This window comes from Pseudoalteromonas sp. MB41, from assembly GCF_020966275.1.
Taxonomy (GTDB): domain Bacteria; phylum Pseudomonadota; class Gammaproteobacteria; order Enterobacterales; family Alteromonadaceae; genus Pseudoalteromonas; species Pseudoalteromonas lipolytica.
In genome coordinates, this window is sequence record NZ_JAJJZF010000010.1 from 69427 (window position 1) to 82597 (window position 13171).

Consider the following 13171-nt stretch of genomic DNA (forward strand, 5'->3'; position numbering starts at 1 on the left):
CGAGAGAGGTCTGTTTTGGCGCACTATTTGCCGATTATTTCATGCTTTATTTTGGCGTTTAGCTTTTATCCGCTATTAAATAAAATTCGTAAAAATCGCAGTGTGTCGGGCGTGTCGTTGCTAATGATGAGCTTTGGGGTGGCACAAAGTCTTTATTTCATTACCTACAATGTGTACTTTCAGCGCATTTACATGGTCTTACCGTTTATCGTGACGGGTGTGTTAAGTGGTTTAATTCTTTATTACTTCGTGCGTTACAATGCAGCGCGCCAGCAACGGTTGCAATTAGCTGGGCTATTAATTGTGTCGGTGACGCCTTTTTTGTTATTGCTTAGCCCGTCACTGGACACTGCCACTGTCCTTAATTGGCTGACATATGTTGGCTTAGCGATGAGTTCTATCCGTGTTATGCCGCAAACCTACAAAACAATTAAAAGCGGTGATATTAGTAACTTAAGTGCACGTTATTTTAGTTTACAGTTTGTAGCGGGAGCCTGTGGTTTAGGCGCAGAACTGGCGATGGCTTCACCGAGTGTGTCACATGTTCTAACTTTTGTGATGATATTGCTAACTAATGCCGCCCAACTTGGTTGTATTCAATATTACAAGTCACGTCCAGCGATGGCATGATTATAACGTTGAAATAATAAAAGGCTGCCCGTTGGCAGCCTTTTGTGCTTATTAATTAAGCTTCGAGCGCTTTGCTAATTAAGCGATCGATATATTGCTTATGTGCTTTTGCAGCAGTGTCGGCACCCCATGGCGTACTGATATCAGCAATTTTGTTTAGCTGATAAAGCGCAGCAGCTTTGGCTAGGTTGTCGTGCTTGCTCGCTTTACCTAAGCCTGCAATCGCAATCAGCTGGTTCACATACTCAATTTGTAAGTTATGACTTAATGAGTTCGCTTTTTTACTATCGACAAAAATGCTGGCTGTTAGGTCATCCATGAATTGGCTTAGTGAATACTCATTACCGTACATTGCGCTGTCTGAAATACGCAGCATGACTGCAGGGTGCAACAATTGCGCAAGCACAAGCTTTTGCATGCCTAAAATCATGTTATGTGGTTTTGGATCTTCGTTCTTACCGTAATGATTAAAACCACGACGTTGCTGTTGTAAGTAGTTATATAGCGGTTGCATGCTGACTAACACATCAGGTGCAAACACATTTTTGGCCAGAATTTGCATAGCCTGTTGCTGGCGCTCTAATGGCACTGGCGTAAATGGTGCGCCATTTTTATCATCACCCACGACGTTGCGCTCAACATACACCCCACCAATTTGACGAGATACTACGCCAGCCTGTGTTCTGTAACTACCAAATAGGATGTTGGCAGAAGTAACTAGTTGCTGATATGACTCACCTTCAACCGTGGCTTTGTCTTTTAGTTCAGTAAATAGTTTATTGATTAAGGCCATACGGTCTGCGGCGTAGGCCGCTGGGTTTGATGACATATCACCAATCATGATACGTGGATCAATGTGACGTCCTGGCGCTCGCATATCATCAGCGTCGTTACCAAATGCAAGCGCATGCTCAGATGAGCGAGCAAGAATTTTTTCTAAACGTTGTTGCTCGGCATCGGCGTCTGCCAAAGCTTGACTGTAACCATATTCAATAGCCCAGTCGTCATAAGGACCTGGCTTCGTTTGGAAAATGTCGCCTTGTTGCATGCCAATTGGAGCGATATTTGCCGGCGCATAGTCCATAACAGAGCCTGTAACAATCCCTTGCGTTTTACGCTTGTCGTGTACGTCTTTTTCGTTCCACAAAATAGAAGATTTCATATTGTGGTTTAAGCCTAAGGTATGACCGACCTCATGCAAGACAAGTTGTGTTAAACCTTGGCGTAAAATTTCTTTGTCTTCGATGTTTGCACCAGTACCTAGGCCTTTTGCAAGTAACATGTTTTCTTGAATACTGTGGCCCAAAGAGCAGTGTAGTTCTGAGTCACTCATATGTTCAGTGAGTGTCGCCGCACCCTGTGTATATAGGGTGTCGTACATCCAACGGTTTTTCATGAAGACATACTCAAGCATGATGTCTGAGCCTAAGATCTCACCCGTTAATGGATTAGCAAGTGCAGGACCATAGCCACCAAATGGTGGACGTGGAGATGCGGTCCAACGTAATACGTTGTAATTTATGTCGCCTGCATCCCAGTCTGCATCGTCTGGTTGTATTTTTACTTCAATCGCATTTTTGAAACCTGCTTTTTCAAACGAGGTGTTCCATGCCAGTACCGCATCGCGGATGGTATCGCGCCACTCAACCGGTGTGGTATTTTCAATCCACCACGTAATTGGTTTTACAGGTTCAGATAAGGCTGCGGATGGATCTTTCTTTTGTAAATCCCAGCGTTTGATCACGTCTTCATAAGGGGCCCAGTCGGCAGAGGTCATATTATCGAACTGGTTAGTAAAATAACCAATTCGCGCATCATCTTGACGAGGTTGGTAGTCATTTTCAGGTAAAGCAACAAATGAGTGCTGTACTTTTATTGATACGTTACGAGGGTCGCTTATAGCGGCAGAGCCACGCACACTTGGGTTGGCGTTGCTGAATACATAATCAACAATAACATCTAGGTTATTTGCGTAAGGGCGCTGGTTAACAATACGCGATTTTTTGTCATCTAGTTTACCTAGCTTGAAGCGTTTTTTAGCGTTTTTATCGTCAGGGTTAACCCATGGAGACACTTTATGCAGTGCTTCGCTTAAAAATAGCTTATCAACGTCAAAGGCTATTTTGCCGTCTTCTTCTTTGTCTATTTTGATACTTGCGAGAACGGCTTCACTGATATTGGCATCTGCAGAGCGGGCAAGCGCTGAATTCTCGTCAAACTTATAGCGTGGTGTTTTGCTTACAATATCAAGACGATCAAAATGCTTTCTAAACTCTATGAGTTTGGTCTCTCGGTATGAGCCTCGAAAGTGGCCTGCATCTGTCACGCCATCAACGGTATGTGCAAAATACACAAACGGGGTATTAAGCTGTGACTCATTGATGACCATTAAGTTTTTACCCGTTTTGGCATCTTGGTAAAGTGTAAAAATACCGATAAATTCGGTTTTATCTTTGATCATCTCAGCCAGTGTTTCTGGCTTTTTTTCTTCTTTTTTTGCTGCAATGGCATGACCATTGACTGTCAATGCTAGGCTTAACGCTAGCGCAATATTTGTTATTTTCACTGTTAGAATGTCCTTAAACTATGTCATAGAGCAGTTTAATGAAATAATGTCTTGATAAAAGGTGATATGTTAACAAATGTGAAATTGTGTTTTTAACCAGCTGAAATTAAAATGATTTTCTTTGTAACAAATTGTTTTATACGTCACTTTAATCTGAACGGCATCATTCTATGTCTGTTTGTAACAGTTACTTACAAATGTCACATTAATGTTTCTGTCAGCTTTGGTATGATAGGACCAGTTAAAATATTAAAGGTGTAAGTTATGCGCACGAATTTATTAAAATGGACGTTACCTCTTATCGCTTTATTCATTGGTATTGCAGGTTTTATGGGGATCAATGCGATTGCCCAAGAGCCACAAGATAAGGATGAAGTTGATGTGCGTCCTCTCGTGAAAGTTGAAGCTGTTTCTAGTGATGATCACCAAGTGATTATTAACAGTTACGGTGAAGTGAAACCACTTGAAAGTACCCTGATTGCATCGCAAGTTGCAGGTGAAGTGACCAGTTGGCATCCAAATTTTGTTGCGGGCGGAATCGTCGCGCGTGGTGAAGTGTTATTTACTATTGAAAAAGATAACTACGAAGCTGCTGTATTACAAGCAGAGGCTTCGCTTGCAAGTGCGCAAGCGGCATTGATTGAAGAGCAAGCACAAGCAAAGGTTGCACAGGATGAAGCAAAACGTTACCCAGAGCGTGAACGCACAGACTTATTCCTTCGTAAACCGCAAGTATTAAGTGCCCAAGCGGCTGTAAAATCAGCACAAGCTGCATTGAAACGCGCTGAGCGTGACCTTGCTCGCTGTGAAGTGAGAGCACCTTACGATGCATTGGTCATTAACCGTGAGATTGGTGTAGGTCAATACATTAACGTGGGAAGCCAAGTTGCTGAACTTAATAACATTGAAAGTGCCGAAATCATTTTTCCTATTGCTGGTTTTGATAGTGTGTTTTTACCGAAACGCCTTAAAGGTGTTAAGGCGACGATTATTAATAAAGGTTTAAACAGCTTTACACGTGAAGCGGTGATAGACCGCGATCTAGGGGTTGTTGATAATGCGACGCGTATGAGTAATTTGGTGATACGAGTGAACGATCCATATGGTCTCAAGCATGACGTACAGCCGATTAAGTTTGGTGCTTATGTGCAAGTTAGTTTCGCGGGTGAAACACTGCAAAATATTTACCGTTTACCGCAATCACTTGTTAATAATCAAACGGTTTGGGTTGTAAATGACGAGCAAAAACTTGAGCCTCGTAAAGTCACTGTAGTGCGTGAAGAAGGTGAGTTTTTCTATATCAGTGACGGCTTACAAGTTAATGATCAATTGGTGCTTACATTACCGGAATACCCGCAAGCGGGTATGGAAGTGAAAATTGCAGGCATGAAAGAAATGACGAGCGATGCAGAGAATACTGCAGCGGTTGAAAAGCTTTAAGGTGGCGCTATGACAGACGAAAACACAGAAAAACAGTCTGGCATTATTGCCTACTTTGCCAATAACTCGGTTGCTGCGAACCTCATGATGGTCTTTATCGTTATTATGGGGATTATTAGTTATTTTACGATTCAGCGTCAGATGTTCCCGAATGTCGAAATTAACTACATTGAGATACAAGCCAATTATCCGGGTGCATCACCGCAAGAAATTGAAGAAAGTATTCTGATCAAGATAGAAGAATCGTTAAAAGACATCACCGAAATCAAACGAGGTGTGTATCGTGCGTTTCGCAACAATGGACGAGCAAGTTTAGAGATTAATACCGATGCAGAACTCACGGATGTACTTGATAAAGTAAAGCTGCGTGTTGACGGTATTGCAACATTTCCTGCAGGTATGGAACCCGTTACCATTAGTCAGGTCGAGTTTCGTCAAGACGTCATTGGTATGACCTTGGTCGGTGATATTCCGCTGACTGAGTTAAAACCGGTTGCTAATCAAATTGAAGATGAGCTACTGCAATTATCGAATGTGTCCTTGGTACAAAACGATGTGCCACTTGATGAGATTGCGATTGAAATAGACCCTGATTCGTTGCGTCAATACAACCTGACATTAAGCGATGTTGCTAATGCGGTGCGTCGTTACTCGGCTAACATTTCGGCGGGTCAATTACGCACAGATGCAGGTATTATTTCTGTGCGTGTTGAAAATCAATATTACAGCGGTGACGAATTCCGCCAAATTCCCGTTAAAATTGGTGAAAATGGTGCGAAAGTCCTGTTGCAAGATATTGCCGTAATTAAAGATCAATTTATCGAAGGTGAACGCTACTTTAAATTTAATGGCGAGAATGCGGTTTATTTATCGGTAAAAGCAACGAAAGAGCAGAACATGATCCCCGTTGCAGACTCTGTTAAAGCCTTTATAGAAAAGAAAAATAAAGAGCTGCCAGTTGGTTTGCGCCTAGAACCGCTCATGGATATGACCTACTATCTTAATGCGCGTTTAGACATGATGAAAACCAACCTGATCCAAGGGGCAATTTTGGTTGCCATTATGTTGTCGATTTTCTTACGCTTTAAGTTAGCACTGTGGGTAATGATTGGTTTACCCGTGTGTTTCTTAGGGGCGATGATGATGATGCCGCTCTTTGGGATCAGTATTAATATTGTGTCGTTATTTGCCTTCATTATGGTACTGGGGATCGTGGTCGACGATGCCATCGTCATAGGGGAAAGCGCCTACACCGAAATTGAGAAAAAAGGGGGAGGCGTTGTTAATGTGGTGAATGGTGCTAAGCGAGTTGCAACACCAGCAACCTTTGGCGTATTAACGACCATCGCGGTGTTTGCACCGTTTACATTATCAAGTGGCCCCGAAAGTGCGTTTTTCTTTGGTATCGCAGTGGTGGTTATACTGTGTTTAATATTCAGCTTAATTGAATCTAAACTGATTCTACCGGCTCACATTGCGCACACGAAGTTTCCACCTATTAACCCAAATAGCTGGCGTGCCCGTTTTAATAAGCGTTTTTTCAAATTTGTAAACGGCCCATATAAAGCATTTATCGTACGTTGTGTAGAGTGGCGCTGGTTTGTGTTGTTTTCATTCATTGGCCTATTAATTTTAACCTTTGGCCTGATTTCTTCTAATCAAGTGCGCGTGGTGCCAACACCAAAGGTACCTCATGATTTCCCGCAAATTCGTTTAGAGATGAACGAAAATGCGTCGGACATTCAAACAATTGATGCGGTTCGTGAAATTGAAGCCATGGTGTTAAGAGTTGATCAGGAAACTGAGCGTGAGTTTGGCCAAAAACTGATCCGCGATATTTTGGTATTTAATCAAGGCCGAACTGAAGCACAAATTTTAGCGCCGTTGGTTGATGAAGACCTTCGTCCATATAATGCCTTTGAGCTATCACGCCGCTGGCGTGAACAAATGCCAAGCATTGCGGGGGTTAAGTCTTTGCAAATTTACGATGACGTGAATGGCGGTGGCAGTGATGGCGAGTTTGGTTATCTACTTTATGGCCCAGACATTGATACCTTAAATGATGCAGGGCGTCGCTTTATTCAGTTATTACAACAGCAAAAAGGGCTGTTTGATATTAGCTCGACTATCGACCCAGCCAGTAAAGAAGTACAGCTCAGCTTAAAACCTGTGGCGTATGACTTAGGGTTAGACTTAGCAAATATTGCTAATCAAGTCGGCGCAAGCTTCTATGGTGGTGAAGCACAACGTGTTATTCGTCGTGGTGAAGAGGTGCGTGTAATGGTGCGTTACCCTAAGCTCACACGTGAAGCGTTTGCCTCTTTAAAGCATGCTGTAATCACAACCCCTGCGGGTAAAGAAGTTATGCTAGGTGACGTGGTTGAACTAACCGAAAAACCGGGCATCAGCTATATTCGCCGCGAAGGCGGTTATCGTACGGTTTATATTTACGGCAGTATTGATGAAGAAGCCATTGAGCCGGGTGCCGTTGTTAAACAAGTTGAAGACACTTTATTACCACAATTAAAAGAAGAGTACCCATCAGTGAAAACTGAGTTAGGAGGCTCAATTGAAGAGCAACAAGCGCAAGCAAACGAGCAATTAATGTTCTTCATTGGCGGTATGATACTTGTGTATATTTTGCTTGCAGTCCCACTTAAGAGCTATTCACAGCCGTTGATTGTGATGTCAGTTATTCCATTTAGTTTAACAGGCGCTATATGGGGTCATTTTTGGTTTGGCCTAGATATTAGTTTAATGTCGGGCTTTGGTTTAATTGCAGCTGCTGGGGTGGTTATTAATGACTCCTTAGTAATGACAGACTTTGTAAACCAAGCGAGACGAGAAGGCATTTCAACTCGTCAAGCCGTTATCGAGGCGGGGTGTGCACGTTTTAGGGCTATAACCCTAACCTCAATTACAACGTTTGCCGGTGTGTTGCCGATCATGTTTGAAACAAGCCTACAAGCGAAGTTTGTTATTCCGATGGCGGTCGCACTGGGTTTTGCTGTGATGTTTGCAACGTTGATTACCCTAGTGCTTGTCCCTTGCTTATACATTGTGATGAGTGACGTTGGGCACGTATTCTTACGTTTCTTTCGCTCGGTGCGTGAGTTATTTCCAAGCGCTAAGCCAGTAAGAGATTAAGTTAAGATAATGTTTAAAAGCCAACCTCCGGGTTGGCTTTTTTGTATCTGCATTTGCTAGTACTTAATAGTTATATGTATGTTTTGGTTACATTCTTTTGTTTGATTTGTTTTCCGGTCGCGATTATACTCAACTCAGTTTTTGGCAAACTAACTGAAAAGTTAGGACGCAAAGTTTCCGGTCTAAGGTTTTGTTAACAAAACTATGATAGCGGGGCCGCCGATAAGCGCATATTCTTCGGGCTTTGGATCTTTTGCCTCAAACTAAAAAATGTATTTATTTTGTTCGGTTATTGTTGGATAGTACCTATTAGTTGTTCTTAGGGTGTTACTTTGTTTATGCATTCGTCATTGGCCTCTGGAAAGTGGTTACCGATTGGTTGCTTGAACCATCATACTCAGCTTTTTGTTGGGGACACGGTGGTCGTAACCTTTTATGACATGCAAGGAGAGCTAGTCGATTTATCATTCAATTACCGGATCACCAGTACGGATGAAGGTGAGCCTCATAATTGGCCACGTTTAGTTGCCGAGCATATAAACGTGCACATTCCACTGGTTGAGGCCGGAAAAATGACCGAACAAGGTTTGGTGGTTGCATACCGCTCAAACCAAATTTATGCCCTTGAAGGTTCGGGCATAACACATGCAAAAGTGGCGTTTAACTGCATCGCGAAATGTAAAGAACGCGCGGTCGATAATCCACAAGATTATGATTATGTTTACCCACAGGCATGCAGTGATTACAGTGCTGGTGTAAAAGTGCTACAGCCTAAAACAGGCCACATTTATAGGTGTAAGCCTTGGCCATTTAGTGAATTTTGTCGTGTTAAAGATTCACATAACCCGTTGTTTGAACCGGGAGTTGGCAAAAGTTGGGCCATGGCATGGCAGCAGATATCGCATTAACCGTTTTCCCCCTAAATGCTATTTTAGCATTGCTTAGCCCACTCAATTTGAGTGGGCTTTTTTATACCCATTTGTTAAGCGAATTGGCCAAGCTTCTATGGTAAACTCGGTTTAATTCGTTTTTTAATTGTGGTTTCTTTGTGTCATCAAGTTCGTATTCATTGTCATTATTAGCGCATCCGCCGGTTGCTAAAAAACAGCCTCATTCCTTAAGCACTCATCAGTTTACTCGCATCGATAATTACTATTGGATGCGCGATGATGAACGACAAAATACCGAAGTATTAACTCATTTGCATGCCGAGAATGATTATTGTGAAAAGCAGCTTGCAGGTATAAAGCCACTTCGTGAGCAGCTATTTGATGAGCTAAAAGGGCGTATTGTAAAAGACGATAATACCGTACCCGTAAAAGATGGAACGTATTGGTATCATTCAGAAGTGCGTGGCGATGATGAATATGCCCGCCACTACCGCAGTAGCTCAATTGACGCCCATGATAAGCAGTTACTATTAGACGTAAACCAATTAGCCGGTGAGTTTGAGTTTTACGAGCTGGGCGAAGTGGCCATTAGTCCAAATGAGCAGTTGCTTGCTTACTCAGAGGATACTGAAGGCCGACGTGTTTATACGGTACGATTTAAACACCTTGCCACAGGTGACATGTTTACTGATGTACTCGAAAACACCGAAGGGCAAGTCGTGTGGGCAAACGACAGTAACACCGTATTTTACGTGAAAAAAGATCTGCAAACCTTGCTTGGTTTTCAGGTTTTTCGCCATGTGTTAGGCACGCCTCAGGCCGACGATGTATTGGTGTATGAAGAGCAAGATAAAAGCTTTTTTATGGGACTTGGCAAAAGCCGTGATGAAAGCCTTATTATCATTGATCTTGCGACCACAGAAACCAGTGATACATGGGTGCTTGATGCCAACAATCCATGTGGTGAATTTAGTGCGTTAACACCGCGTGAAGAAGGCCATGAGTTTGATGTAGATAAGCTAGGTGATACGTTTTATATCGTGACTAACTGGCAGGCAAAAAACTTTCGTTTAATGACGGCTACGTTAAGTACAATCGCAGATAAATCACTTTGGCAAGAACACACTCCACACCGCGACAATGTGTTACTAGAAGGTGTAGAGATATTTGATGATTATTTAATTTTAACTGAGCGAGAGCTAGGACAAACACGATTTGTTGTGGTGAATAAGCGCGGTGAGCGACTCACCTTAGAGTTTGATGATCCCTGTTATTACGCTGCAATTGCAATGAACCCAGAACCCAACGTACGCTCTGCGCGTATTTATTATTCGAGTCTGACGACACCGGGATCACTGTATGATGTTGATTTAAATACAGGGCAAAAAACCTTATTAAAACAACAACAGGTATTGGGTGAGTTTAAACCAGAAAAGTACCGTTCAGAACGTATCATGGTGACGGCAAGAGATGGCGAACAAGTACCTGTATCACTGGTTTACCGCATCGATAAGTTTAAAAAAGACGGCACAAATCCATTGCTGCAATATGGGTATGGTGCGTATGGCATTACTATCGATCCGAGCTTTTCTAGTAGTTCATTGAGCTTACTCGACCGTGGCTTCGTGTATGCGATTGCTCATATTCGCGGTGGTGAAATGCTGGGGCGTAGTTGGTACGAACAAGGCAAAAAACAGCACAAGCAAAATAGCTTTAATGACTTTATCGATATTACGCGAGCGTTAACCAAGCAAGGGTACGCACACCCTGCAAAAGTCTGTGCGTCAGGTGGCAGTGCTGGAGGTCTATTAATGGGCGCCGTCGTTAACCAAGCACCCGAGCTTTATTTAGGCATTGGTTGTCATGTGCCATTTTTAGATGTTCTGACGACCATGTTAGATGAAAGCATTCCGCTTACGACTAACGAGTATGATGAGTGGGGGAACCCGAACGACCCCGCGTATTATGATGTGATCCAGGCCTATTCTCCATATGACAATATTAAGGCGCAAGCGTACCCTAATATTTTAGTGACGACGGGCTTTCATGATTCACAAGTACAGTATTGGGAGCCCATGAAATGGGTGGCTAAACTTCGCGAGATGAAAACAGATGACAACATTCTTGTCTTTAAAACAGATATGGATGCAGGTCATGGTGGTGCGTCGGGTCGTTTTAAAAGCCTTGAAGAAAAGGCACTCGAAATCGCATTTTTTATTGCTTTATTATCGAATTAAAGCTTAGATAACACCTATAAGTGCAAAACTTAAGTTGTATTTTAAGGGGTGAGCATGTTTAAAGCCCACGGTGATTGGTGTTACTTTATTGAACCGCCAGTGATTTATGTGGAAATAAGTGGCAGTTTTAATAAAGAAGCTGTTGCTTCGTTTAGTGTTGAAGTTGCTCAAGAAATAATGAAATACCCTGAGCACTCAATTCAGTATGCTGTTGTTAATTTAGCGCAATTTGAATTAGCAACGGCAGATAGTATTGAAACCGCGAAGGCGTATTTTCAAGCTATAAAAGCACGTGGTTACAAACGCGTTGACTATATCAAAGCAAATATAATTGCGCGCAATTTACTCGAGACAATATGGTCGGGTGTCGATATGGATATTAACTTTCATCACAATGCTGATAGCTTTTTTGAAGACAGGCCAGAATACAGTCATCTGAGAAAGTGGTTAAAATAAAAAAGCCCTCATAGAGGGCTTTTCAAGTGATGTAAAGTAAGGGCCTAGCCTAAGTAAGCTTTTAACATCCAAACAAGTCTGAGAAAGTGGTTAAAATAAAAAAGCCCTCATAGAGGGCTTTTCAAGTGATGTAAAGTAAGGGCCTAGCCTAAGTAAGCTTTTAACATCCAAACAAGTTTTTCTTGTTCTTTAATGTAATCACTCATTAGTGATGCAGTCCCTTCGTCATCAGCATCGCCAGCTTCTGTTAAAATTTCGCGCTGCATCTGAATAAGTGTGCTGTAACCTGCTAATAGGTTTTCAACGGCTGCGGTGCCTTCAGTAATGTTCTTCGCTTCATTAATCTTACTTGCTTCGAGGTATTCTGAAAACGCATGAACAGGTGCGCCACCAAGTGTCAAAATACGCTCTGCAATTTCATCTACTTTTTCAAGAAGTAGGTTATAAATTTCTTCAAATTTAAGGTGTAATTCAAAAAAGTTACGACCTTTAATATTCCAATGAAAGCCACGTGCATTCATATATTGAATTTGGTAGCAGCTTAATAAAGTATTGAGAGATTTTACGATATCTTCACTTTTTGCGCTGTTTAAACCAATTGCATTTACCTGTGACATAGATTAGCTCCTTAAAAAATAATCGTGAATAGGTTACTTGCTAGTGCGTGATATCAAGTATTGGCCATTTTTATTAATCTGTAAAATGGTTTAATTCGAACAGGGTGATAGGTTTTAGCTATCAATGCGCATTTTGAATCAGTCGTCCACTATCAGCATAACCTCGAAGTACTCTTTTATAAACTTGGGGCAAGTGACGCAAAAAACCACCATAAAAAGTGATTATTTTTTAATGAAGGTGAAAATATGATCTAAAACAAGTTTTGCTTTAGCTAATATACATGCCGATTTAGAACTTGATTTAGGTCAAAAAATCAACGCAACAGAAGCGCATAATACCTTTACCGCTTTTAGCTAGGAGAACAAAAATGGACGGTAAAACAGTAAAAGAAAACAAAGCAGAAATAGTGGTTGTTGTTATTGCATTACTTGCGTTTGTAATCGGTTTAGTGGGTCATCTTGCAGGGGCAAGCTTTGCTAATTTTGACACCTTTGGTTATATCGCTGCGCCGGTGCCGTTGATTCTGGGGATTATTGTATTAATTTCTTACAAAGTTGCCGCAAGTGCTGAGAAATAAAATACAGCTAACGTTGATTGATAAGCTTAATAATGTAATCCATGACTTGGCGTGAGTAGATCATACTGGTGTGACTTAAATGAAACACCTTGTGCTCTGCCATGCCATTGAGTTTGGTTTCATCTATAAGCACTGTGCCATCGGAAGCACTGCCTTTAGCAATGAGCGGCATTAATCCAATGGGTAAGTCGCCTGCAATACTATAAAGCTTGGCATTAAACGGCCAGTCGCCATTTTCAGACAACAAAAACTCGACACTATTTTTAAGTAACATATCGAAGCCTTTTTGCTGCATTTGCTTAGCAATATGGCTGCCTTTATGAGGCGTGCCTAAGGTAATGACTTTTTCAACATGTTTGCTTTGTAGCGAGTTTGCTTCAAGGTAGGCTCGGGCGACTAAACCGCCCATTGAATGACACACCATTGCTGTGGGTTTGCCATTAATAAAGCGGTCAATCTTGTCAAAAATAGCCGTTCTATTTGGCGACAGCGTATTGTAGGTCAAATTGAGTATATTAAGCCCTGATTTCTCAAGACGTGCGCACAGAGGGCGCATTACAAAGCCCGACATATAAAGTCCGTGTAATACTACAACCTGCCTAATTGCCAT

The 13171-nt window shown here is 42.0% G+C and carries 10 protein-coding genes and 1 riboswitch; of the genes, 7 read left to right on the plus strand and 3 right to left on the minus strand.

Going from position 1 to position 13171, the window contains the following annotated elements:
- Positions 1–15: 15 nt before the first annotated feature.
- On the plus strand, positions 16–630 hold the full coding sequence (locus LPA49_RS11635; protein WP_036973591.1) for a membrane protein: 615 nt from the start codon (positions 16–18) through the stop codon (positions 628–630).
- A 55-nt stretch (positions 631–685) separates the two neighbouring features.
- Here the strand turns inward: LPA49_RS11635 and LPA49_RS11640 are convergent, their stop codons facing one another.
- Entirely contained in the window at positions 686–3196 is a 2511-nt protein-coding gene (locus LPA49_RS11640) for a zinc-dependent metalloprotease (RefSeq protein WP_180311239.1), read from the minus strand.
- A gap of 264 nt (positions 3197–3460) precedes the next feature.
- Here LPA49_RS11640 and LPA49_RS11645 point away from each other — a divergent pair, with 264 nt between their 5' ends.
- From LPA49_RS11645 to LPA49_RS11665, 5 genes are all read left to right on the plus strand, one after another.
- On the plus strand, positions 3461–4636 hold the full coding sequence (locus LPA49_RS11645) for an efflux RND transporter periplasmic adaptor subunit (protein ID WP_180311238.1): 1176 nt from the start codon (positions 3461–3463) through the stop codon (positions 4634–4636).
- Between the two features lie 9 nt (positions 4637–4645).
- Entirely contained in the window at positions 4646–7783 is a 3138-nt protein-coding gene (locus LPA49_RS11650) for an efflux RND transporter permease subunit (protein WP_036973587.1), read from the plus strand.
- A 133-nt stretch (positions 7784–7916) separates the two neighbouring features.
- A riboswitch (cyclic di-GMP riboswitch) is annotated at positions 7917–8007 on the plus strand.
- Positions 8008–8121: 114 nt separating this feature from the next.
- Positions 8122–8691, plus strand: a complete 570-nt coding sequence (locus LPA49_RS11655) for a chitin-binding protein (RefSeq protein WP_065979472.1) — start codon at positions 8122–8124, stop codon at positions 8689–8691.
- 140 nt (positions 8692–8831) lie between these two features.
- Positions 8832–10910, plus strand: coding sequence for a S9 family peptidase (locus tag LPA49_RS11660; protein ID WP_180311237.1), 2079 nt, complete (start codon positions 8832–8834; stop codon positions 10908–10910).
- Positions 10911–10964: 54 nt separating this feature from the next.
- Positions 10965–11366, plus strand: coding sequence for a hypothetical protein (locus tag LPA49_RS11665; RefSeq protein ID WP_036973584.1), 402 nt, complete (start codon positions 10965–10967; stop codon positions 11364–11366).
- Positions 11367–11509: 143 nt separating this feature from the next.
- Here LPA49_RS11665 and LPA49_RS11670 read toward each other — a convergent pair whose 3' ends face one another.
- Complete coding sequence (locus LPA49_RS11670; protein ID WP_065979471.1) at positions 11510–11983, minus strand: Dps family protein; 474 nt, start codon at positions 11981–11983, stop codon at positions 11510–11512.
- Positions 11984–12351: 368 nt separating this feature from the next.
- On the opposite strand from LPA49_RS11670, the gene LPA49_RS11675 reads away from it, so the two are divergent.
- Positions 12352–12561, plus strand: a complete 210-nt coding sequence (locus LPA49_RS11675) for a hypothetical protein (protein ID WP_036973582.1) — start codon at positions 12352–12354, stop codon at positions 12559–12561.
- Positions 12562–12568: 7 nt separating this feature from the next.
- On the opposite strand, the gene LPA49_RS11680 is transcribed toward LPA49_RS11675, so the two are convergent.
- A complete protein-coding gene (locus LPA49_RS11680) occupies positions 12569–13171 on the minus strand; it encodes an alpha/beta hydrolase (protein ID WP_065979470.1) in 603 nt (200 codons plus the stop codon).

Coding starts and splice junctions, on each gene's coding strand:
- LPA49_RS11645 (WP_180311238.1), top strand. CDS start 3,461: ATGCGCACGAATTTATTAAAATGGACGTTACCTCTTATCGCTTTATTC.
- LPA49_RS11650 (WP_036973587.1), top strand. CDS start 4,646: ATGACAGACGAAAACACAGAAAAACAGTCTGGCATTATTGCCTACTTT.
- LPA49_RS11655 (WP_065979472.1), top strand. CDS start 8,122: ATGCATTCGTCATTGGCCTCTGGAAAGTGGTTACCGATTGGTTGCTTG.
- LPA49_RS11665 (WP_036973584.1), top strand. CDS start 10,965: ATGTTTAAAGCCCACGGTGATTGGTGTTACTTTATTGAACCGCCAGTG.
- LPA49_RS11670 (WP_065979471.1), bottom strand. CDS start 11,983: ATGTCACAGGTAAATGCAATTGGTTTAAACAGCGCAAAAAGTGAAGAT.
- LPA49_RS11675 (WP_036973582.1), top strand. CDS start 12,352: ATGGACGGTAAAACAGTAAAAGAAAACAAAGCAGAAATAGTGGTTGTT.
- LPA49_RS11680 (WP_065979470.1), bottom strand. CDS start 13,171: ATGGCAATTAGGCAGGTTGTAGTATTACACGGACTTTATATGTCGGGC.